A 21,896-nucleotide genomic window follows, 5' to 3' on the forward strand; every position below is an offset into this window, starting at 1 on the left:
GGCCGGAGGGAGGCCGGAGGGTGTCGCGGAGACGCGGCAGCGCCGGCCGCGAGGAGGCGGGCCGGCGCTGCCGGGGAGGGGTCAGCTCTTCGAGCTGGAACGCTTGAAGATCTTGTTGCCGAGCCAGACCAGCGGGTCGTACTTGCGGTCGACCACGCGTTCCTTCATCGGGATCAACGCGTTGTCGGTGATCTTGATGTGTTCGGGGCAGACCTCGGTGCAGCACTTGGTGATGTTGCAGTAGCCCAGGCCGTGCTCCTCCTGGGCGGAGTCCTTGCGGTCGGCCACGTCGTAGGGGTGCATGTCCAGTTCGGCGATCCGCATGAGGAAGCGCGGGCCGGCGAAGCCGGGCTTGTTCTCCTCGTGGTCACGGATCACGTGGCAGACGTTGTTGCACATGAAGCACTCGATGCACTTGCGGAACTCCTGGGACCGCTCGACGTCGATCTGCTGCATGCGGTACTCGCCGGGCTCCACGCCCGACGGCGGGGTGAAGGAGGGGATCTCCCGGGCCTTCTGGTAGTTGAACGACACGTCCGTGACCAGGTCCTTGATCACCGGGAACGTCCGCATGGGCGTCACGGTGATCGTCTCGTCCTCCGTGAAGGTGGACATCCGGGTCATGCAGCCGAGCTTGGGTCTGCCGTTGATCTCCATGGAACAGGAGCCGCACTTGCCGGCCTTGCAGTTCCAGCGGACCGCGAGGTCGGGAGCCTGCGTGGCCTGGAGCCTGTGGATGATGTCGAGGACGACCTCGCCCTCGTTCACCTCGACGGTGAAGTCCTCAAGCTTGCCCTCGCCGCCCTCGCCCCGCCACACGCGGAACTTCGCCTTGTAACTCATGGCTACTCCTTGACCAACGCGTCGAAGTCGGCCAGCTCATCCTCGGTGATGTACTTCTTCAGCTCGTCCCGGTCGAACAGCTTGATCAGGTCCTCGCGCATGGAGGGCTGGACCTTCTCCTCGACGGTCACGCTTGAGCCGTCCGGGGAGAGCCCGCAGCGCAGGAGCTTGCGGCGCCACTCGGACGACATGCCCGGGAAGTCGTCACGGGTGTGACCGCCGCGGCTCTCCTGGCGGAGCAGGGCCGCCTTGGCCACGCACTCGGAGACCAGGAGCATGTTGCGCAGGTCGAGGGAGAGGTGCCAGCCGGGGTTGTAGATCCGGCTGCCGACCGCGCCGACTCCCCGGGCCCGCTCCTTGAGCTTGCCCACCGCCTCCAGGGCCTCGGTGACCTCCTCGGCCTTGCGGATGATGCCGACCAGCTCGTTCATCGTCCGCTGCAGCTCGTGGTGGACCTCGTAGGGGTTCTCGCCGGCGCGCTCCAGCGGGGCGAGCGCCTCCGCCTTCGCGGCGTCCACCGAATCCGGGGAGATCTTCGGACGGGCCGCGAGCCCGTCCACGTACGAGGCCGCTCCGGCGCCCGCGCGGCGGCCGAACACCAGCAGGTCCGACAGCGAGTTGCCGCCCAGCCGGTTGGAGCCGTGCATGCCGCCGGAGACCTCGCCGGCCGCGAACAGGCCGGGGACGTCCGCCGCGCCGGTGTCGGCGTCCACCTCGACGCCGCCCATGATGTAGTGGCAGGTCGGGCCGACCTGCATGGGCTCCTTGGTGATGTCGACGTCGGCCAGCTCCTTGAACTGGTGGTGCATCGACGGCAGCCGCCTGACGATCTCGGCGGCCGGCAGCCGGCTGGAGACGTCCAGGTAGACACCGCCCTGCGGGGACCCGCGGCCGGCCTTCACCTCGGAGTTGATGGCCCGCGCTACCTCGTCACGGGGGAGCAGCTCCGGGGGACGGCGGTTGTTGGCCTGGTCGGTGTACCAGCGGTCGCCCTCCTCCTCGGTGGTGGCGTACTTGTCCTTGAACACCTCGGGGATGTAGTCGAACATGAAGCGCTTGCCGTCGGAGTTCTTCAGCACCCCGCCGTCACCGCGGACGGACTCGGTGACGAGGATGCCGCGGACCGACGGCGGCCAGACCATCCCGGTGGGATGGAACTGGATGAACTCCATGTTGATCAGCTTCGCCCCGGCCAGCAGCGCCAGCGCGTGGCCGTCCCCGGTGTACTCCCAGGAGTTGGAGGTCACCACGTAGGACTTGCCGATGCCGCCGGTGGCCAGCACGACCGCGGGGGCGTCGAACAGGATGAGCTTGCCGTTCTCCCGCCAGTAGCCGAAGGCGCCGGAGATCGCGTCCCCGTCCTTGAGCAGGCGGGTCACCGTACATTCCTGGAAGACCTTGATGTAGGCCTCGGCGTCGCCGTGCAGCTTCTCGTCCTCCTGCTGGAGCGCGACCACGCGCTGCTGCAGGGTGCGGATCAGCTCCAGGCCGGTACGGTCGCCGACGTGGGCGAGCCGGGGATACTCGTGCCCGCCGAAGTTGCGCTGGCTGATCTTGCCGTCCTTGGTGCGGTCGAACAGCGCACCCCACGCCTCCAGCTCCCAGACCCGGTCCGGGGCCTCCTTGGCGTGCAGCTCGGCCATCCGCCAGTTGTTGAGGAACTTGCCGCCGCGCATGGTGTCGCGGAAGTGCACCATCCAGTTGTCGGCACTGTTGACGTTGCCCATGGCCGCGGCCGCGCCGCCCTCGGCCATGACCGTGTGTGCCTTGCCGAACAGCGACTTGCAGACGATCGCCGTCCGCTTGCCCTGCTGGCGGGCTTCGATGGCCGCCCGCAGTCCTGCTCCGCCGGCGCCGATGACGACGACGTCGTATTCGTGACGCTCGATTTCCACAGCTGATCCTTATGCGAACGGGAAGTTGATGATGCCCTTGGCGACCAGCCGGACGTAGAGGTCGGCGCCCATCACCGAGAACATCGAGATCAGCGCCAGCTCCTGATGCTTGGCGTTGAGCTTGGAGACGAAGCCCCACGCCTTGTAGCGGACGGGGTGCTTGGAGAAGTGGTTCAGGCGCCCGGCCGTGATGTGACGGCAGGAGTGGCACGACAGCGTGTACAGGTTGATCAGTACGGCGTTGACGATGAGGATCCAGGTCCCGAGCCCCGTCGGGTTGCCGATGAGGGCCTTCACCGCGTCGATGGCGAGGACCAGGCCGACCACGATCGCCGCGTAGAAGAAGTAGCGGTGGACGTTCTGCAGGATCAGCGGGAAGCGGGACTCACCGGTGTACTTGCTGTGCGGCTCGTTCACCCCGCAGGCCGGGGGCGACAGCCAGAAGCCCCGGTAGTAGGCCTTGCGGTAGTAGTAGCAGGTGAAGCGGAAGCCGGCGGGCAGGCCCAGGATGAGCAGGCCCGGCGGCAGGGTGTACCAGTCGCCGAAGGGCGCGAAGCCGAACAGGCGCGACTCCGGCGGGCAGCTGGTCGCCAGGCACGGAGACGCGAACGGTGCGTGATACGGGGACACGAAGTAGGACGTGTCGAAGATCGCCCACGTGGCGTAGACGAGGAACGCCGTGAAGATGATGAAGGTGATCAGTGGATAGCGCCACCACTGGTCGGTACGCAGGGTGCGCTCCTTGATCTGCGCACGCTGTCTTCTGGCCGGACTGTCGGCCGTTGTCTGGGTCATCGGTGACCTCTCCACCTCCCGCGGACCCCGCTGGCCAAGGGTCCGGGTCGTTTCAGTTGTGCCGCGCGCTGGGCCATGGTCGCGCCGGCTCACACGTGCGCGCGCATATTGGTGGGGGATACGTTACGACGGAGCCCGGGGGTTATGTGAGAAGGGTCACTCACATTTTCACTGACTGGATGTGATTCCTGTCACGTTAGTCAGGCAGAGGTCATCGACCTGCCACGATCCGCGGGCTGAGCGGGTCTCCAGGGAGATTCTCGGTCAGCCCGGCCCGGGGCGGCGCGAGCCCTCCGGCTCAGTAGTGCTGGTCGGAGTTGGGCAGCTTGACGACGGTGACGAAGAAGTCGTCGATCCGCCGGACCACGCTGATGAACTGGTCGAAGTCCACCGGCTTGGAGACGTAGGCGTTGGCGTGCAGGTTGTAGCTGCGCAGGATGTCCTCCTCGGACTCCGAGGTCGTCAGCACGACCACGGGGATGCCGCGGAGCCGCTCGTCGCCCTTGATGTCCTGGAGCACCTCCCTGCCGTCCTTGCGGGGCAGGTTGAGGTCCAGCAGGATCAGGTCCGGCCGGGGCGCGTCGGCGTACTCGCCCTCCTTGCGGAGGAAGGCCATGGCCTGCTCGCCGTCGTTGACGACGTGCAGCTTGTTCCTGACCTTGTTCAGCTCGAACGCCTCCCGCGTCAGCAGGACGTCGCCCGGGTCGTCCTCGACCAGGAGCACGTCGATCCAGCGCAGGTCATTCATCCGTATCTCCAGAGGGAAGGGTCCAGCGGAAGGTCGTGCCGGGTCTGTCTGACTCCTCGCCGTCCACCCAGATCCGGCCGCCGTGGTATTCGACGATCTTCTTGCACAGCGCCAGCCCGATGCCGGTGCCCTCGTAGACGTCGCGTCCGTGCAGGCGCTGGAAGATCAGGAAGATCCTGTCAGTGTATTTGCTCTCGATGCCTATCCCGTTGTCGGCGCAGGAGAACTCCCACATGTCCCCGTCGCGCCGGACCCCGATGTGGATCCGGGGCGGCTCCTGCGAGCGGAACTTGATCGCGTTGCCGAGGAGGTTCTGGAAGAGCTGGGTGAGCTGGGCCCGGTTGCCCTGCACGGTGGGCAGGTCGTCGGAGCTGATCGTGGCCCCGGCGTCCTCGATCGTCACGGCGAGGTTGTTCAGCGCGGCCTGCAGGGACAGGCCCGTGTCGATCGCGGTCCGTTCGCCGCCGAGCCTGCCGACCCGGGAGAAGTCGAGCAGGTCGTTGATCAGCAGCTGCATGCGCTTGGCGCCGTCCACGGCGAAGGCGATGTACTGCTTGGCCCGGGCGTCGAGCTGGTCGCTGTAGCGCTGGTCGAGCATCTGGGTGAAGCTGGCCACCTTGCGCAGCGGCTCCTGCAGGTCGTGGCTGGCCACGTAGGCGAACTGCTCCAGCTCGCCGTTGGAACGGCGCAGCTCCGCCGTCTGCTCCTCCAGCTTGCTCTGGGCCTCCGAGGCCCGCCGCCACTCGGTGAGGATGCGGCGCCGCATGGCGTCCACGTGGCTGGAGAGCTCGGCCAGCTCGGAGGGGCGCTCGACCTTGAGCTTGTGGTCGAAGTCTCCCTGGGCGACCGCGCGGACCTGGCCGTTGAGCTCCGCCATCGGACGCAGTACGGCGTGCCGGACGATGAGCACGGAACCGATCCCGGCCAGGACCAGGACGCCGACCATCCCGCTGAGCGCCAGGTAGAGGGCCTGCCAGCCCTCCTCCAGCCGGACGCCGCCCTCCACGTGCAGCCGGTTCAGGTGGTCCTGGAGCACGGTGAGCGACCGGCGGATCTCGGTGAAGCGGGCGGCGTTGACGGGCGCGTTCTGCCGGTTGGAGGCCTCGGTCTTCATGGTCGGCACCGAGGCGATGAGCTGCTCCGCGTAGTCGCGCCGCCAGGCCTCTCCGGCCGCCTTCAACCGGGCGACCTCGGCGGCGACCGTCCGTCTCTCCGGCATCCGGGGCATCAGCCTGTCGATCGCGGCCAGCGCGCCGGCCTCGGCGACGACCGCCCCGCGGTAGTCCTGGAGGGACGTCTCCTCGTTGGTCCTGCCGTACGCCCGGACCGAGCTCTCCTGCGAGGTCAGCGCGTTGGAGATCTCCAGGACGCGCAGCGCCGCGGGGTCGACGACGTCCACCACGGCCACTCTGGCCTCGCGGGTCTCCTCGATCGAGATGACGGTGAAGGCGCCGGCGACGGTGAACACCATCAGGACGAACATCCCCGCCAGCAGGAACCACTGCCCGACGCGGAGCTTCCCGAAGCCCGTCGCCGGGGTGGCGGCGGGCAGGGGCCGCAGTCCGTGGCGGACGTTCACCGCTCCTCGCCGCGCGAGATGAGCACGGTCGCGAGGTCGTCGCTGAGCGCGTCCTGGTTCAGCTCGATCACCCGGCCGATGAGCCTGTCGAGGTGGATCCCGCCCTGCTCGTGGACCAGGCGGAGCAGGCCCTCGGTCCCGAGCAGGTCGGGGCCGCCGCCGACGGTGGCCTCGATCAGGCCGTCGGTGTAGAGCAGCAGGGACCAGTCGGCGCCCAGCGGCACCTCGATCTCCGACCAGTCGACGCCCTGGAAGATCCCGAGCGGCGGCCCCGAGGGGGTGCCCGGGACCACGCCGATCACGCCGTCGCGGATCAGCAGGGGCGGTGGATGGCCGACCACGTGCATGCGCGCGGTGCTGAGCGCGGGGTCGATCGTGACGATGCACAGCGTCGTGAAGATCTCCGCGGACTTGCGTTCGAGGCGGAGCACCGAGTCGAGGGTGCGCAGCAGCTCGTTGCCGGTGTGCCCGGCCAGGACCAGGGTCCGCCAGGCGATCCGCAGCGCGACGCCCAGCGCGGCCTCGTCCGGGCCGTGCCCGCACACGTCGCCGACCACCACGTGCACGGCGCCGTCGGGGCTCTGCACGGTGTCCCAGAAGTCACCGGCGAGCAGGGCCCGGCGGCGGCCGGGCAGGTAGCGGGCCTGATGGTGCAGGAGCCCGGGTTCCAGCAGCGGCACCGGCAGCAGCCCGCGTTCGAGACGGGAGTTCTCCTTGGTGAGCAGCTCGACCTCGACCAGCCGGCGCTGGGCCAGGTCGGCGCGCTTGCGCTCCATCGCGTAGAGGATCGCCCGCTCCAGCAGTCGGGCCTCCACGTCCTGCTTGACCAGGAAGTCCTGTGCGCCCGCGGCCACGGCCTCCGCGCCCACGTGCGTGTCGTTCAGCCCGGTCAGCACGAGCACGGCGGCGTGCGGCGCCATGGAGAGCACCTGCTCCAGCGCTTCGAGGCCGGTCGCGTCGGGCAGCGAGAGGTCCACGAGCACGCACTGCACGTCCTGTGTCAGCCGTACCCGGCTCTCCGCCAGGCTGCGCACCCAGATGATCTTCGGTGGGTCGTCCGACTCGCTGAGCAGCTCCTCCACAAGGAAGGCATCGCCCGCGTCGTCCTCGATGAGAAGGATCGTGAGCGTGTCATGGGGAGGGGCGGTCACTGACGCCTCTTTGCGAGATCGGGGGGACACCTATTAACGCTATGCAGAATAGTGTGACACCAGGACTTATGGGACAGTGGCCAGCTTCATGTCCTCGGCAGGTCTGTCGGCCGTGTCCCGCAGCCGTGCGGCAGGGCTCGCGTCCGCTCCGAGACGCTGCTCCACGGTAGGGGGACAGCGAAGTGCGTGCGGAGGATCTCAATGATGTCTCCATCGATGAGGGTGGATATTCCAGGTGAGTCGAGTGCGCGCACCATCGCATACAGCACATCGGCATGAGGCTGCCGCAGTAGAGCCCGCGCCTGGCCATGCGCCCGCTGGTGCTCGCCTCGTGTGAGGGATCTCGCGTACCCGCGGAGCATGTCCTGGCAGCGTTGGAAACCGTCCTGGCGTGCTCGCTCCAACTGCCAGCGGTCCAGCCGGAAGGTTCTGATGGTCGCCTTCCCCTTGGGCGTTCTGGCTCGGTAGCGCCCGGTACCGAGGAGGAGCTGGAGGTGATCATGGGGATCTTCGACAGAAGGGTCGACGAGCAGGCACTCTCCGGTCAGCGGGTCACGTGGATACTCGGCGCGCTTGGCGTTGCTGTTGCAGTAGTCACAGGCCAGAAAGTGGTTTAGCCAGTCGAAGGCGCGCAGCGGAGCCAGCTTGATCGGTTCGAAGTGATCGATCGCCGTGCCGAGGCTGTCTCCGCAGTACATGCACCGCTCTATCCCGGCCGCCATGGGTTGCAGCCGAGCGCGCAGGGCCGACCGGTCGTCGGTCGCGTTCTTCCAGCGCCGGCGGGCTGTGGCCGCGTTCGCGGAGCGGGAACGGAGATGGTCGGTCTGGTCACGGAGCCTGCCGGCTAACTCCATTGGAAGGGAAGGGCGTACCAGCGGGATCACGGATCGGATCCGAGGGTCTGTGATACCTCCCGCACTCGGGTGGCCGGAGAACTCGCCAGTTCTTCGCTGAGTCGCCTGTAGGCATCGACATCCGCGGGCGTCGCGGTCCCGTCGAGCACCTTGATCTCCAGATCGCCGAGATCCTCGCGAAGCTCGTCCGAGCGCGGAGAATATGGGGAGTCCACCCCGAACAGTTCCGTCACGACGGCGTCGTCACCACTGCCGTACACGATGCGGCGGTAGAGCTCCTCGTCTACGACGCTCGGAGGGGCCTGTTCGTCCGGCCCGGGCAGGCGAATGAGGCCACCGGCGCTCGCACTCTGGCAGACGTAAGGGCTGTGGGTGGTGACGATGAACTGGATCATCGGGAAGTGTGTTTTCAGCCACTCGCCGATCTTCTGCTGCCAGCTCACATGAAGGTGCGCGTCCACCTCATCGATCAGCACGACACCTGGGTAGGGAATGGTCGGGTGCCCGTCTCGGCTCTCGACGGCGAGCATTCCGTAAGCCACGTGCATCTGCCGCATGATGTCGAGCACGAGGGCGGTGACCGCTCGATATCCGTCGCTCATGTCACGGAGCGGTCTTCGCGTGCCGTCACGTTGAACCCAGAGGCCGTCGGAATCCAGACGCACGATTTTGAATCCGTCGGGCAGGAGCCCGTCTCCGAGCAGGGCGAGGACGGATTCGAGAAGTTCCTTCGCCCCTGGGCGACCTTCCAACTGGAAAAGGTGGCGTTCGACAAGCCAGCTGACACTCTCGAACAGAGTCGCGTCCTCGTCGAAGAGGGTCCTTGTCGCCTGATAGCTCGACCTGAGCTCGGAGCCACCGCGTCCCATTTCGGCGACGGACAGTCTGCGGAAAGGGCCGTACCCGGAGAGGAACCACCCGCTCTGCGTCTTTCGCAGCCAGAGACCGTCGATGCGAGGGTCATCTCCCCGCCAAAGGCCGAGACCATCAGATGTCCAGCGAAGGGCGGCGGGTAGTGGGTCATCTGGCCCCGCGATGCCGACCAGATCGTCGGCATGATCGAATTCCAGGTCGTAGCGGAATCCGCAGTGAACACCCGCCGTTGCGGAATCGGGTGGTGAACCAGTCCAGCGATCGAGATCCACGCCGACGCGCGGGCCCGCAGCGGTCAGTGCGATGGCCTGCAGGATGGTGCTCTTACCTGAGCCGTTACGGCCCGCCAGCACGGTCCAGCCGGCGTACGAGCCGTCAGGTCGGGTGAAATCGAGGTCCACCTTTCGCGGACCGGAGAAGCCGCGTACGCCGGAGATCTTTAGATTCGCGACGTACACGTCATGTCATCCTCTCGCTCGTGTGCGTGAGCCGGGTCGCGATGCGCTCAACTCTAGGCGCGGGGCGCGCCGACGTCCCGGTCAACCTTCGACGATCAGCTCCAGGCCTTCGGGAAGGCTACCGTCGTGGGCGGCCTCGGCGAGGAAGAACAGCAGGGTGTCGTGGAAGGCCTGGGCGGCGCGGGTGGGCTCGACGTCCTTGCGGTGCGCGATGGCGATGGTGCGCTGCAGCCCCGGAGGGGCCAGCGGCGTACCGGTCAGGCCGGGGCGGCCGTCCAGCACCATCGAGGGGACCAGCGCGATCCCCAGCCCGGCCTCCACGAAACGGAGAACGGCGTCCATCTCGCCCCCCTCCACCGACAGCCTGGGCTCGAACCCGGCCTGGCGGCAGGCGCCGAGCGTGGCCTCCCGCAGGTCGTAGCCGCGCCGGAACATCACCATCGGCTGCCCGCGCAGCTCCTCTATCCGCAGGTACGGTCTGCGCGCCTGCGAGTCGGTGGGGGAGACGACGACCAGGTTCTCCCGCAGGACCTCCTCGGTGACCAGGGCGGGGTCGTCGCTCTGCAGAGGCATGATGATCAGAGCGAGGTCGAGCTGGCCGCGTGCCAGGGTGCGGACCAGGTCGCGGGAGCCGCCCTCCTCCACGAGCAGCTCGATGCCGGGGTAGGCGCGGTGGAACCTGGCGAGGGCGTCGGCCATCAGTCCGGCGCAGAGCGAGGGCGTGGCGCCCAGGCGGACCCGGCCGCGGCGCAGCCCGGCCAGCTCGCCGACCTCGCGCCGCGCGGTCTCGGCGTCGGCCAGCATCCGCCGCGCCAGCGGCAGCAGGGCCTCCCCGGCGGCGGTGAGGGTGACGTTCCCCCGGGCACGGCTGAACAGCGGCGCGCCGAGCTCGGCCTCCAGGGCCTTGATCTGCTTGCTGAGCGACGGCTGGGCGACGCGCATCCGCTCGGCGGCCTGAGTGAAGTGCCGGGCCTCGGCGACCGCCATGAAGTAGGCGAGTTGCTGGAGCTGCACGTTTCCCTAGCGTACGGAGGTGCCGGTGGCGCATCCGGGGCGACCCCCGCCATCGGGGATGATGTGAGATTGCTCGCACCGGCCTGCGGTGCCCCGAGGATGAAGCCGCCCGGACGCAGAGATAATAGCCGGAGGCTATGGAAACGACATCTGCGATGACTTGGACGGCGGGAAACCGCCTTACCTAGCGTCACGTGTGTGACTGCCACGATTGAGCGCGGATCCGCCACCGCGCGGGTCAACCCCCCCGCGGGCGCCGCCGCCAAGACCACCAAGTCCGGAAGGCCCGGCGGACTGCTGGGCTCCTCCAACGGTAAGAAGGCTGTGATGGCCGTCACGGGCGCCATCCTGGTGCTCTTCCTCATCGTCCACATGGCCGGGAACCTCAAGAGCTTCTTCGGCGCCGAGTCCTTCAACGCCTACGCCGAGTTCCTGCGGACCACGGGCGAGCCGATCCTCCCGCGGCGCGTCGTGCTGACCGTCCTCGAGGTCGTGCTGGTCGCGGCCGTCGGGCTGCACATGTGGTCGGCGGTCTCCCTGGCCCGCCGGGCGCGCAAGGCCCGCCCGGTCAAGTACGCGGCCAAGCGCAAGTCCCAGGCGGGCGGCTACGCCGTGCACACCATGCGGTACGGCGGTGTGATCATCGCCCTGTTCGTCATCTGGCACCTGCTGGACATGACGTTCGGCGCGGTCAACCCGGCCGGCCGGGACAGCACGCCGTACGAGCGGCTGGTGCAGGGCTTCGACCCGTCGCGCTGGTGGGTCACGGTCTTCTACGTGGTCGCCGTCATCATGGTCGGCCTGCACCTGCGGCACGGTCTGTGGAGCGCGTTCCAGACGCTCGGCCTGGCCGGCGGTCGCAGCTACCGCCCGCTCAAGGGCATCGCCGCCGCGATCTCCGTGGTGCTGGTCCTCGGCTTCCTCACCGTTCCCGTCGCCGTCATGGTCGGGGCGATCAAGTGAGCGGATCCGACGCAGTGAGCGCGGCGGCAGGCGCCGCGCAGCAGGCCTTCCGCGTAGCGAATGAGGAGCGGTGAGCGGACGATGACCACGAAGTACACCGAAGGCGAGCCGATCCGCGACACCAAGGCTCCGGAGGGTCCGATCGAGGACCGCTGGGAGAAGCGGAAGTTCGGCGCCAAGCTGGTCAACCCGGCGAACAAGCGCAAGCTCAACGTCATCGTCATCGGCACCGGCCTCGCGGGCGGCTCGGCCGCGGCGACCCTCGGCGAGCTGGGCTACAACGTCAAGTCGTTCTGCTACCAGGACTCGCCCCGGCGCGCGCACTCCATCGCGGCCCAGGGCGGCATCAACGCCGCCAAGAACTACCGCGGTGACGGTGACTCGACCTACCGGCTGTTCTACGACACGGTCAAGGGCGGCGACTTCCGCGCCCGCGAGTCGAACGTCTACCGGCTCGCCCAGGTCAGCGTGAACATCATCGACCAGGCGGTGGCCCAGGGTGTGCCGTTCGCTCGCGAGTACGGCGGCCTGCTCGACACCCGCTCCTTCGGCGGCGCGCAGGTCTCCCGGACCTTCTACGCCCGCGGTCAGACGGGCCAGCAGCTGCTGCTCGGCGCCTACCAGGCGCTGGAGCGGCAGATCGCGGCCGGGACCGTGGAGATGCACACCCGCCACGAGATGCTCGACCTGATCGTCTCCGACGGCCGGGCGCGCGGCGTCATCGTCCGCGACATGGTCACCGGCGAGATCGAGCGGCATATCGCCGACGCGGTCGTGCTGGCCAGCGGCGGCTACGGCAACGTGTTCTTCCTGTCCACCAACGCCAAGGGCTGCAACACCACGGCGATCTGGCGGGCGCACCGGCGCGGCGCGATGTTCGCCAACCCCTGCTACACCCAGATCCACCCGACCTGCATCCCGGTCAGCGGCGACTACCAGTCCAAGCTGACCCTGATGTCGGAGTCGCTGCGCAACGACGGCCGCGTGTGGGTGCCGGTCAAGGCGGGCGACGACCGGCCTGTCTCGCAGATCCCCGAGGACGAGCGCGACTACTACCTGGAGCGCATCTACCCGGCGTTCGGCAACCTGGTCCCGCGTGACATCGCCTCCCGCGCCGCCAAGAACGTCTGCGACGAGGGCCGCGGCGTCGGCCCCGGCGGCCTGGGCGTCTACCTCGACTTCGCCGACGCGATCCGCCGCCTGGGCCGCGACGCGGTGGAGAAGAAGTACGGCAACCTCTTCGAGATGTACGAGCGCATCACCGGCGAGGACCCCTACACCCAGCCGATGCGCATCTACCCCGCCGTGCACTACACGATGGGCGGGCTGTGGGTGGACTACGACCTGCAGTCCACGATCCCCGGCCTGTTCGTGATCGGCGAGGCCAACTTCTCCGACCACGGCGCCAACCGCCTCGGCGCGTCCGCGCTGATGCAGGGCCTGGCCGACGGCTACTTCGTGCTGCCGACCACGATCGGCGACTACCTCGCCGACGGCCCCTACGGGGAGGTCGACGAGGAGGCCGTGGCCGAGGCCGAGATCGCGGTCCGCGAGAAGATCAACAAGCTGCTGTCGAACAACGGTGACCGCACCGCCGACTCCTACCACCGCGAGCTGGGCAAGCTCATGTGGGACTACTGCGGCATGGAGCGCACCGAGGAGTCGCTGCGCAAGGCGCTGGAGCGGATCCCGGAGCTCCGCGAGGAGTTCTGGAAGAACGTGAAGGTGTCCGGCGAGGCCGACGAGCTCAACCAGGCGCTGGAGCGGGCCGGCCGGGTGGGCGACTTCTTCGACCTGGCCGAGCTCATGTGCATCGATGCGCTGCACCGCACCGAGTCGTGCGGCGGCCACTTCCGCGCCGAGTCGCAGGACGCCGACGGCGAGGCCCTGCGCGACGACGAGAACTTCGCCTACGTCGCGGCCTGGGAGTACGGCGAGCAGGGCCCGGTCCTGCACAAGGAAGACCTCGACTACGAGTACGTCAAGATGAGCCAGCGGAGCTACAAGTGAGTGCACCCGACGCAGTGAGCGGAGTGGAAAGCGCCGCGAAGCAAGCTTTCCGCGCAGCGAATGAGGAGCGGTAAGCGAACCATGGGTATGAATCTCACACTCAAGGTCTGGCGCCAGAAGGGCCCCGAGGACACGGGCCGGATGGTCACCTACCGCGTCGAGGACGTGTCTCCTGACATGTCCTTCCTGGAGATGCTCGACGTGCTCAACGAGCGTCTCATCCTGGAGGGCGACGACCCGGTCGCCTTCGACCACGACTGCCGCGAGGGCATCTGCGGCATGTGCGGCATGGTCATCAACGGCGTCGCGCACGGAGAGCAGGTGGCCACCACCACCTGCCAGCTCCACATGCGGCACTTCGAGGACAACGCGGTCATCACCATCGAGCCGTGGCGCGCGGCGCCCTTCCCGGTGGTGAAGGACCTGGTCGTGGACCGCTCGGCGTTCGACCGGATCATCCAGGCGGGCGGCTTCGTGTCCGTCCCGGCCGGGTCCGCCCCCGACGCGCACAGCGTCCCGGTCAAGAAGGTCGACGCCGACGCGGCGTTCGACGCGGCCACCTGCATCGGCTGCGGCGCGTGCGTCGCCGCCTGCCCGAACGGCTCGGCCTCCCTCTTCACCGCCGCCAAGATCACTCACCTCAGCCTTCTCCCGCAGGGCCAGCCCGAGCGTGACTCCCGCGCCAAGGCCATGGTCGAGCAGATGGACGCCGAGGGCTTCGGCGGCTGCACCAACACCGGCGAGTGCACCGCGGTCTGCCCCAAGGGCATCCCGCTGGACACCATCGCCCAGATGAACCGCGACTACCTCAAGGCCTCCAAGTAGCCTCCGTAGTCCCCGGTGGTCCCGCGCAGGCGGTGAGCGCCCCGGTGCCCGGCCGTCTCGGCCGGGCACCGGGGCGTCGCCCTCTCCCGGCCCGGAGCGCCGGAGCCCTTCACCGGTCCGGAGCGCTGCCGCCTCCCACCGGGATCGGTGTGCTCGCGGGGTGCCGGACTCCGGGCGAAGGGCCTCCCGGGGCACCCCGCCCGGACGCGGTCCTTGCCCGCCCGGACGCGGTCCTTGCCCACCTGGACGCGGCCCCTACCCGGCCTTGCGCCGGGTGCCGAGCCGCAGGACGACCTCCCGCCGTACGGTCTCGGCGTCGATCCCCGCGTCGGCGAGGACGCGTGAGCCCAGCCCCCGCCCCTCGCGGAGCAGTCCCAGCAGGATGTGGCCGTCGCCGATGTAGCCGTGCTTGAGGGCGAGGGCCTCCCGCAGGGAGAGTTCCAGGGTCTTCTTCGCCCCGGGGGAGAAGGGGATGTGCCGCCCGCTGGACAGGCCGCCCCGGTGGTCGCGCTGCGGGGGCCGGTCCAGGGCGCCGGGTCCGAAGACGGCCTCGACCTTGTCCCTGATGGCGGACAGGTCGATGCCGATCGTCTCCAGCGCCTCCGCGTCGAGCGCGTCCTTCGGCGTACGCGGGATGAGGCCCGCCACGGCCTGATAGGCCCGCTCGTGGTCCAGGCCGTGCCGCCCGAGGACACCGCTGGAGACGGCCTGCGGCTGGTCGAGCAGGCCCAGCAGGAGGTGCTCGGTGCCGATGGAGTGGTGGTTCAGCCGGCGGGCGTTCTGCTGGGCGAGCTTCACCGCCTGCCGGGCCTCGTCTGTGAACCGTTCGAACATGGTTACCTCTCCCGTCTCAGAAGACCTCGGCCGCCCGCGTACTTTTTGTGCACCGCCTGGCGGGTGACTTCCAGGCAGTGCGCGATCTCCTGCCAGGACCACCCCTGATCCCTGGCGTTCTCCACCTGAAGGGCCTCCAGCCGATCGACGAGCATCCGCAACGCCCGCACGGCCCGCAGGCCGACGGCCGGATCGCGGCTGCCGGCGTCGGAGGCCAGCTGTGCCGTATCGCTCATGTATGTCAATTTAGGTTGACATCATGTGCTTGTCAACTCTGATTGACGGTTCCGCCGGTCGGGGGCGCTGATCGGCCGGTCAGGGGGCCGATCGACGGTGCCGCCGGTCAGAAAATGGTTTGCTGGAGAGCCAGGAGTTTGTCAGCCTGGGGAGGCTATGCGCTCCCTACCTGTTGCCGACCCCGGCATTCCTGACGCCCGCAGTCCGATCCGATACCTGTGCTGGATAGCCCGTATGCAGGCGGGTCCGCTGCTCATCGGCATCGGCTACGCCATCCTGTGGTGGCTGGCGATGGCGCTCGTGCCGGAGGCGATGGGCAAGGGCATCGACGCCATCAGGGCCAAGGACCTGCCGGCCCTCCTCACCTGGGGCGCGGTCCTGCTCGGCCTGGGGATCGTGCAGGCCGTCGCCGGCATCCTCCGGCACCGGATGGCCGTCTACAACTGGCTGAGCGCCGCCTACCGGACCGTCCAGGTCACCGTCAGGCAGTCGACCCGGCTGGGCGCGACCCTGCCCAAGCGCATGTCCACCGGCGAGGTGGTCAGCGTCGGCAACTCCGACATCGCCCACATCGGCAACGCGATGGACATCCTGCTCCGGGGCACCGGCGCGATCGTCGCCATCGTCACGGTGACCGTCATCCTGATCAGGGCCTCGCTGCCGCTCGGCCTGATGGTGCTCATCGGCGTGCCGATCATGGCCGTCGCCGTCGCACCCCTGCTCCGGCCGCTGCACAGGCGCCAGCACGCCCACCGCGACCTCCAGGGCGACCTGTCCACCCGCGCCGCCGACATCGTCGCCGGTCTGCGGGTGCTGCGCGGCATCGGCGGCGAGCAGGTCTTCGCCGACCGCTACACCGAGGAGTCCCAGAAGGTACGGCACGCGGGCGTGCGGGTGGCCGCGGTCGAGTCGATGCTGGAGGGCGCCCAGATCCTGCTGCCCGGCCTGCTGATCGCCTGTGTGACCTGGCTGGGCGCGACCTTCGCGATCCGGGACGAGATCACCGCCGGCCAGCTCGTCGCCTTCTACGGCTACGCGGTCTTCCTGATCGCCCCCATGCGGGCGCTCACCGAGGCGGCCGACAAGCTGACCAAGGGCCACGTCGCCGCCCGCCGGGTGGTGCGGATCCTCACCCTCGAACCGGAGGTGAGCGGCGGCGCCGGGCACTCCGGCGGGGGCCTGCTGCGCGACGTGGCCTCCGGGGTCGCGGTCCGTCCCGGCGTGTTCACCGCCCTCGCGGCGACCTCGCCCGAGGAGGCCGTCACGATCGCCGACCGGCTCGGCCGCTACGGCGACGGCGACGTTGACTTCGGCGACGTGCCGCTGGACACCCTGCCGCTCGCCGAGGTCCGCCGCCGGATCCTGGTCGCCGACAACGGCGCGAAGCTGTTCGCCGGGGTGCTCAGGGACGAGCTGGACGTCTCCGGGGAGGCGTCCGACGAGGACATCGCCGACGCGCTGCGCACCGCGTGCGCGGAGGACATCGTCGAGGCGCTGCCCGGCGGCCTCGACGGGTACGTCGCCGAGTCGGGACGGGAGTTCTCCGGCGGTCAGCAGCAGCGGCTCCGGCTGGCCAGGGCGCTGACCGCCGACCCGGAGGTGCTCGTCCTCATCGAGCCCACCAGCGCGGTGGACGCCCACAGCGAGGCGCGCATCGCCGACCGGCTGGCCAAGGCCCGAGCCGGCAAGACCACCCTGGTCTGCACGACCAGCCCGCTGGTGCTCGACCGCACCGATCAGGTGATCTACGTCGAGGGCGGCGTCGTGCGCGCCCAGGGAACACACCGGGAGCTGCTGGCCACCGTGCCGGCCTACACCGCCCTGGTCACCAGAGGGGAAGACTCGTGAGCGAGCGGGGCGCAGGGCGTCGTGAGCGCGTGAACGCAGGTTACGGGTGTCGAGAGGGGGAGAACGCATGAGCAGGCAGATCCTGCCCGTCGCCGACCAGGCGCAGGTCCGGGCGTACGCCCGCAGGCTCACGCTGAAGTACCCCCGGAACCTGACGGCGGCGCTCGGCCTGCACGGCCTGGCCGCCGTCGCGGGCCTGGCGGTGCCGTGGCTGCTGGGCTCGCTGGTCGAGGGGGTCAGCGACGGCGCCGGGGTCGACGTCACGATGGTGGCGCTGGCCGTCGGCGGTTTCCTGGTCGCCCAGGCGGTGCTGGTCAGGTTCGCCGTCTACGTCTCCTCCAAGCTCGGCGAGAAGGTCCTCGCCGAGCTGCGCCAGGAGTTCGTCGGCCGGGTGCTCGGCCTGCCGCTGTCCACCGTCGAGCGCGCCGGATCCGGCGACCTGATCACCCGGACCTCGCGGGACGTGGACTCGCTGTCGCGCACCGTACGGCACGCCGTACCCGAGACGTTGATCGCGGTGGTCACCTGCGTGATCACCGTCGGCGCGCTGCTGCTGGTGGGGCCGCTGCTCGTGCTGCCCTCCCTGCTGGCCGTGCCGATCCTGTGGTTCGCCACCCGGTGGTACCTCAAGCGGGCCCGGGACGGCTACCTGCGTGAGAGCGCCGCCTACGCGGACATGACCGACGGCCTGGCCGAGACGGTCGGCGGGGCCCGCGCCGTGGAGGCCCTGGGCCTGCAGGACCGGCGGCACCGCCGCACCGACACCGACATCTCCCGGTCGTGGGCGGCCGAGCGCTACACCCTCAGACTGCGCACCATCTGGTTCCCGGCGGTCGAGCTCGGCTACGTGATCCCGATCGTGGCCACCCTCGTCCTCGGCGGCGTGTTCTACATCCAGGACTGGGCCTCGCTGGCCCAGGTCACCTCGGCCACGCTGTACGTGCAGCAGCTCATCGACCCGCTCGACCGGCTGCTCATGTGGATCGACGAGCTCCAGGTGGGCGGGGCCTCCATGGCCCGCCTGCTGGGGGTCGCCGAGGTGCCCGACGATCGCGAGGCCGGTTCCGGCACTCCCGAGGGCGAGAGGCTGCGGGCCGCGGACGTCCGCTACGCCTACCGCGAGGGCCACGACGTGCTGCACGGCATCGATCTGGTGGTCGAGCCGGGGGAGCGGCTGGCGATGGTCGGCCCGTCCGGGGCGGGAAAGTCCACGCTGGGCCGCCTGCTCGCGGGCATCCACGGCCCGCGCACCGGCGCGGTCACGGTCGGCGGCACCCCTCTGGTCGAGCTCCCGCTGGACGACCTGCGCGGCCATGTCGCCCTGGTGACCCAGGAGCACCACGTGTTCCGGGGCACCCTGCGCGACAACGTGCTGATCGCCCGCCCGGACGCGGACGACGCGCGCGTCCGGGAGGCGCTGGAGGCCGTGGACGCCTGGGACTGGGTCGAGGCCCTGCCCGGCGGCCTGGACACCGCCGTCGGCTCCGGCGGCGAACCGGTCTCGGCCGCCCAGGCGCAGCAGCTCGCCCTGGCCCGCCTGGTCCTGGCCGACCCGCACACCCTGGTCCTGGACGAGGCCACCTCGCTGATCGACCCCCGGGCCGCGCGCAACCTGGAGCGGTCGCTGGCCGCCGTCCTCGACGGCCGCACCGTGATCGCCATCGCGCACCGCCTCTACACGGCGCACGACGCCGACCGGGTCGCGGTGGTCGAGGACGGCCGGATCAGCGAGCTCGGCTCCCACGACGAGCTCGTCGCGGCCGAGGGCTCCTACGCGGCGCTGTGGAGCAGCTGGCACGGCACCTCGAAGTGAGAGGGCCCTCCGGCCGGGCACGGCGCCGCCCGGCCGGAGGGGCGGCCCCGGGGCCGCCCGCCGGCCTCAGCCCAGGGCCTTCTTGAGGAAGTCGACCTGGAGCAGGAGCAGGTTCTCGGCCACGACCTCCTGGGGGGTCATGTGGGTGACGCCGGACAGCGGCAGGACGTTGTGCGGGCGGCCCGCCGCCAGGAGGGCGGAGGACAGGCGGAGGGTGTGGGCGGCGACCACGTTGTCGTCGGCCAGGCCGTGGATCAGCAGGAGGGGACGGTCCAGCTTCTCGGCGTCGGCGAACAGGGACGACGACTCGTAGTGGCCCTCCTCCGGCCGGCCGAGGTAGCGCTCGGTGTAGCAGGTGTCGTAGAGACGCCAGTCGGTCACCGGCGCTCCGGCGATGGCCGCGTGGAACACGTCCGGGCGGCGGAGCACGGCCAGGGCGGCCAGGAATCCGCCGAAGGACCAGCCGCGGATGCCGACCCGGGACAGGTCCAGGTCGTCGGGGAACCGTGCGGCGGCGCCCTGGAGGGCGTCGACCTGGTCCTCCAGGGGCGGGGTGGCCAGGTCGTGCAGGACGGCCCGCTCGAACTCGGGGCCGCGTCCCGGGGTGCCGCGGCCGTCGGCCACGACCACCGCGAAGCCCTGGTCGGCGAACCACTGACTGGTCAGGTAGGCGCCGGAGGCGGCCAGGACGCGCTGGGCGTGCGGCCCGCCGTAGGGGTCCATGAGGACCGGGAGCCGCACCGAGCCGGGCACGTGACCCGCCGGGAAGAGCACGGCGGTGGCCAGGTCGCGCGCGCCCGCGCGGATCAGGGAGACCCGCAGGTCCAGGCCGTGCCGTTCGGCGTGCGAGGCGATGTGGCCACGGGGCTTGCCGTGGTGGAGGACGCGCGTGACCGGGCCCTCGCTGTCGAGGGTCTGGCCGGTGACCACCAGCGTGCCGCCTGCCGTGTGGCCGCTGTAGACGCCGCTCTCGGCCGGGCTGACCAGCGTGATGCGGCCGTCCTTGTAGGCCCACAGGGCGATCTCGGTGGGATCGCCGCCGGCCCGGAAGAGCACGGCGTCACCGTCGACGTCGAGGACCTCGCGGACCTGGAGCGTGGCCGGCGTGACTGCCTCGTCGCCGATGATCAGGCGGTGGCCTCCGCCGACGTTCGCCGCCCAGACCAGGGTGCCGTCGGACAGGTGGCCGGGCACGCCGGGGACGATGTCCACCCAGGCGGGGTCGGTGTCCTCGCGGACGACAGTCGAGCCGCCCGTGGCCGGGTCGACCTTGAGCAGGCGGATGCTCCTCTGGTCGCGCGGCATCGTGACGATCGCCAGGCCGTGGGAGTCCCAGGAGGCGGTGACCAGGTATTCGTCCTCGAAGGGCACGGGGACGCGGGAGCCGTCCAGGGCCAGGACGAACAGCTCGACCCGGGTGTTCGCGGTGCCGGCGGCGGGGTAGCGCTGCTCGGCGGCCGGGCGGGAGGGGTTGGCCGGGTCGGCGAGGTGCCACTTGTCGACCGGCGAGTCGTCGGCCCGCTCGGCCAGCACGGCGTCGCCCGCCGGGGACCACCAGTAGCCCCGCATCCGGTTCATCTCCTCGGCGGCGATGAACTCGGCCAGGCCGTACGTCACCTCGGGGGACTCGGGGCGGGCCAGCACGTGGTCGACCTCGTCCTCGAGGTCCTGGACGTGGAGCGCGCCGCCGGTCACGTAGCCGACGTGCTCGCCGGTGGGGGAGACCCGCGGGTCGATCACCGGGCCGGCCGTCCTCAACCGCCGGATCCTCTTGGTCTTGAGGTCGGCGACGTAGAGGCCGCCGGAGAGCGCGAAGGCCGCGGTGGTCACCGCCGCGTCGGTGCTGTAGCCGACGATGCCGCCCGCCTGCTCCCGGCTGCGCTCGCGGCGGGCCCGCTCCTCCGCCGGCAGGTCGCCCTCGTCCACGGCCAGCGCGCGCGGGTCGGCGATCAGCCGCTCCTTGCCGCTGGCCACGTCGAACTCCCACAGGCAGGTGACCGGGTCGGAACCGCCCTTCGTCCGGAGGAAGACGACGCGGTCGCCGCCCGGGGCGATGGTGAAGCCACGCGGCACCCCGAGGGTGAATCGGCGGGTCCTTGCGTGCAGACGAGGGAAGCTCTCACTCATACCAGTCATCTTGCCAGCTCCGCGGCCGGTCCCGGGGATCCCCAGGATGGCTTGAGCAACAGATGTCTTGGGAGAAACTTGGGCAGGTGACATTTACCGCGCGAATCGCCCGCTCTCCGGGAACGCCTGCCGTGCTGTCGCTCGTGCTCGTGCTCTGGGGGATCGGCACCCCGTCGTTCTGGCGGGACGAGTCGGTGAGCGTGATGGCGGCGACCATGTCGTTCGACGAGCTGTGGCGGCTGCTCGACGACATCGACGCCGTGCACGCCTTGTACTACCTCATGCTCAGGCCGTTCGCCGCGTTCGGCGGGGAGTTCGCGGCCCGGCTGCCCTCGGCGCTCGCGGTCGCCGGGGCGACGTTCGGGATCGCGGCCATCGGGCGGAAGCTGGCCACCCCGCAGGTGGGGCTGCTGGCCGGGCTGGTCTACGCGGTGCTGCCCATGATCAGCCGCTACGGCCAGGAGGCGCGGAGCTACGCCCTGGTCAGCGCGGTGGCGGTGGCCGCCACCTGGGTCCTGCTCGGCGAGCGCCGGTCGCGCTACGCCGGGTACGGCCTGCTGGTCGCGCTGCTCGGCTGGTTCCACCTCTACGCGCTGCTCCTGCTGCCCGCTCACGCCGTCGTCGTCCTCCGCAGGCGCGGGGAGACCGTCCCGTGGCTGGCGTCGCTGGCCGGGGCGGGGGTGCTGCTCGCGCCGCTCGCGGTGATCGCGTCCGGGCAGCGGGAGGAGCAGCTCTTCTGGCTGAAGGTGCCCGGCCTCCCCGAGCTGSGSCAGCTCGGGGTGGACATCGCCGGAGGCGACGCGGCGTGGGCGTCGCCGCTCCTGCCCGCGCTGTTCCTCGCCCTGCTGTTCGCCCTCGTCCTGCTCGGGACCTGGCACGGAACGCGCCTGCGCCGCCGGGGAGCCCTGACGGCGGGAGGTCACCGGGAGGACGCGGTGCCGGCAGGTCACCGGCAGGGCCCGGTGGAGGCAGGTCACCGGCAGGACCTGACGGCGGGAGACCGCCGGGAGGGCCCGGTGGCGGGAGAGG

18 protein-coding genes are annotated in these 21,896 nt (G+C 70.1%); 6 read left to right on the forward strand and 12 right to left on the reverse strand.

What is annotated here, in order from left to right; all coding sequences use genetic code 11:
• Positions 1-81: 81 nt before the first annotated feature.
• The 9 genes from CA984_RS28225 to CA984_RS28265 all read right to left on the reverse strand — a co-directional run bounded on the left by CA984_RS28225 (position 82) and on the right by CA984_RS28265 (position 10,210).
• Entirely contained in the window at positions 82-843 is a 762-nt protein-coding gene (locus CA984_RS28225; protein ID WP_086576563.1) for a succinate dehydrogenase/fumarate reductase iron-sulfur subunit, read from the reverse strand.
• A 2-nt stretch (positions 844-845) separates the two neighbouring features.
• Positions 846-2,738, reverse strand: coding sequence for a fumarate reductase/succinate dehydrogenase flavoprotein subunit (locus tag CA984_RS28230; RefSeq protein WP_031166621.1), 1,893 nt, complete (start codon positions 2,736-2,738; stop codon positions 846-848).
• A gap of 9 nt (positions 2,739-2,747) precedes the next feature.
• Positions 2,748-3,533, reverse strand: coding sequence for a hypothetical protein (locus tag CA984_RS28235; RefSeq protein WP_086576564.1), 786 nt, complete (start codon positions 3,531-3,533; stop codon positions 2,748-2,750).
• 298 nt (positions 3,534-3,831) lie between these two features.
• Complete coding sequence (locus tag CA984_RS28240) at positions 3,832-4,281, reverse strand: response regulator (RefSeq protein WP_012894835.1); 450 nt, start codon at positions 4,279-4,281, stop codon at positions 3,832-3,834.
• Complete coding sequence (locus tag CA984_RS28245; RefSeq protein WP_086576565.1) at positions 4,274-5,860, reverse strand: sensor histidine kinase; 1,587 nt, start codon at positions 5,858-5,860, stop codon at positions 4,274-4,276. Before CA984_RS28245 ends, CA984_RS28240 begins: the two co-directional genes overlap by 8 nt.
• Positions 5,857-7,011, reverse strand: coding sequence for a PP2C family protein-serine/threonine phosphatase (locus CA984_RS28250; RefSeq protein WP_242676219.1), 1,155 nt, complete (start codon positions 7,009-7,011; stop codon positions 5,857-5,859). Before CA984_RS28250 ends, CA984_RS28245 begins: the two co-directional genes overlap by 4 nt.
• 86 nt (positions 7,012-7,097) lie before the next feature.
• Positions 7,098-7,709, reverse strand: coding sequence for an HNH endonuclease (locus CA984_RS28255; protein WP_133061796.1), 612 nt, complete (start codon positions 7,707-7,709; stop codon positions 7,098-7,100).
• Positions 7,710-7,891: 182 nt separating this feature from the next.
• Positions 7,892-9,196, reverse strand: a complete 1,305-nt coding sequence (locus CA984_RS28260; RefSeq protein ID WP_086576568.1) for an AAA family ATPase — start codon at positions 9,194-9,196, stop codon at positions 7,892-7,894.
• Positions 9,197-9,277: 81 nt separating this feature from the next.
• Positions 9,278-10,210, reverse strand: a complete 933-nt coding sequence (locus tag CA984_RS28265; protein ID WP_086576569.1) for a LysR family transcriptional regulator — start codon at positions 10,208-10,210, stop codon at positions 9,278-9,280.
• Between the two features lie 198 nt (positions 10,211-10,408).
• Between CA984_RS28265 and CA984_RS28270 the strand changes: the two genes are divergently transcribed.
• The 3 genes from CA984_RS28270 to CA984_RS28280 all read left to right on the forward strand — a co-directional run bounded on the left by CA984_RS28270 (position 10,409) and on the right by CA984_RS28280 (position 14,008).
• On the forward strand, positions 10,409-11,173 hold the full coding sequence (locus CA984_RS28270) for a succinate dehydrogenase cytochrome b subunit (RefSeq protein WP_086576570.1): 765 nt from the start codon (positions 10,409-10,411) through the stop codon (positions 11,171-11,173).
• Positions 11,174-11,254: 81 nt separating this feature from the next.
• Positions 11,255-13,183 carry a fumarate reductase/succinate dehydrogenase flavoprotein subunit gene (locus CA984_RS28275; protein ID WP_086576571.1) on the forward strand — a complete coding sequence of 643 codons (1,929 nt, stop codon included), beginning with the start codon at positions 11,255-11,257 and terminating at the stop codon, positions 13,181-13,183.
• 87 nt (positions 13,184-13,270) lie between these two features.
• Complete coding sequence (locus tag CA984_RS28280; RefSeq protein WP_086576572.1) at positions 13,271-14,008, forward strand: succinate dehydrogenase/fumarate reductase iron-sulfur subunit; 738 nt, start codon at positions 13,271-13,273, stop codon at positions 14,006-14,008.
• 255 nt (positions 14,009-14,263) lie between these two features.
• Here the strand turns inward: CA984_RS28280 and CA984_RS28285 are convergent, their stop codons facing one another.
• On the reverse strand, positions 14,264-14,842 hold the full coding sequence (locus CA984_RS28285; protein ID WP_086576573.1) for a Clp protease N-terminal domain-containing protein: 579 nt from the start codon (positions 14,840-14,842) through the stop codon (positions 14,264-14,266).
• A gap of 2 nt (positions 14,843-14,844) precedes the next feature.
• Positions 14,845-15,078 (reverse strand): hypothetical protein, encoded by a 234-nt coding sequence (locus tag CA984_RS28290; RefSeq protein ID WP_031166637.1) that lies wholly within the window; start codon positions 15,076-15,078, stop codon positions 14,845-14,847.
• A gap of 235 nt (positions 15,079-15,313) precedes the next feature.
• Here CA984_RS28290 and CA984_RS28295 point away from each other — a divergent pair, with 235 nt between their 5' ends.
• On the forward strand, positions 15,314-16,927 hold the full coding sequence (locus CA984_RS28295; protein WP_242676220.1) for an ABC transporter ATP-binding protein: 1,614 nt from the start codon (positions 15,314-15,316) through the stop codon (positions 16,925-16,927).
• Between the two features lie 67 nt (positions 16,928-16,994).
• Positions 16,995-18,740: an ABC transporter ATP-binding protein gene (locus CA984_RS28300; RefSeq protein ID WP_086576575.1), complete on the forward strand. Its 1,746-nt coding sequence runs from the start codon at positions 16,995-16,997 to the stop codon at positions 18,738-18,740.
• 66 nt (positions 18,741-18,806) lie between these two features.
• Here the strand turns inward: CA984_RS28300 and CA984_RS28305 are convergent, their stop codons facing one another.
• Positions 18,807-20,867, reverse strand: coding sequence for a S9 family peptidase (locus CA984_RS28305; RefSeq protein ID WP_165781450.1), 2,061 nt, complete (start codon positions 20,865-20,867; stop codon positions 18,807-18,809).
• Between the two features lie 86 nt (positions 20,868-20,953).
• On the opposite strand from CA984_RS28305, the gene CA984_RS28310 reads away from it, so the two are divergent.
• On the forward strand, positions 20,954-21,896 hold a 943-nt coding region (locus CA984_RS28310; RefSeq protein ID WP_207621065.1), incomplete at its 3' end, for a glycosyltransferase family 39 protein.

Origin of the sequence: Streptosporangium minutum (genome assembly GCF_002149035.1) — a bacterium.
Lineage (GTDB): Bacteria > Actinomycetota > Actinomycetes > Streptosporangiales > Streptosporangiaceae > Streptosporangium > Streptosporangium minutum.

Excerpts from the sequence above, each read along its gene's own strand:
- CA984_RS28235 (WP_086576564.1), bottom strand. The coding sequence starts at position 3,533 with ATGACCCAGACAACGGCCGACAGTCCGGCCAGAAGACAGCGTGCGCAG.
- CA984_RS28255 (WP_133061796.1), bottom strand. The coding sequence starts at position 7,709 with ATGTACTGCGGAGACAGCCTCGGCACGGCGATCGATCACTTCGAACCG.
- CA984_RS28285 (WP_086576573.1), bottom strand. The coding sequence starts at position 14,842 with ATGTTCGAACGGTTCACAGACGAGGCCCGGCAGGCGGTGAAGCTCGCC.
- CA984_RS28280 (WP_086576572.1), top strand. The coding sequence starts at position 13,271 with ATGAATCTCACACTCAAGGTCTGGCGCCAGAAGGGCCCCGAGGACACG.
- CA984_RS28290 (WP_031166637.1), bottom strand. The coding sequence starts at position 15,078 with ATGAGCGATACGGCACAGCTGGCCTCCGACGCCGGCAGCCGCGATCCG.
- CA984_RS28300 (WP_086576575.1), top strand. The coding sequence starts at position 16,995 with ATGAGCAGGCAGATCCTGCCCGTCGCCGACCAGGCGCAGGTCCGGGCG.
- CA984_RS28225 (WP_086576563.1), bottom strand. The coding sequence starts at position 843 with ATGAGTTACAAGGCGAAGTTCCGCGTGTGGCGGGGCGAGGGCGGCGAG.
- CA984_RS28275 (WP_086576571.1), top strand. The coding sequence starts at position 11,255 with ATGACCACGAAGTACACCGAAGGCGAGCCGATCCGCGACACCAAGGCT.
- CA984_RS28305 (WP_165781450.1), bottom strand. The coding sequence starts at position 20,867 with ATGAGTGAGAGCTTCCCTCGTCTGCACGCAAGGACCCGCCGATTCACC.
- CA984_RS28295 (WP_242676220.1), top strand. The coding sequence starts at position 15,314 with ATGCAGGCGGGTCCGCTGCTCATCGGCATCGGCTACGCCATCCTGTGG.
- CA984_RS28240 (WP_012894835.1), bottom strand. The coding sequence starts at position 4,281 with ATGAATGACCTGCGCTGGATCGACGTGCTCCTGGTCGAGGACGACCCG.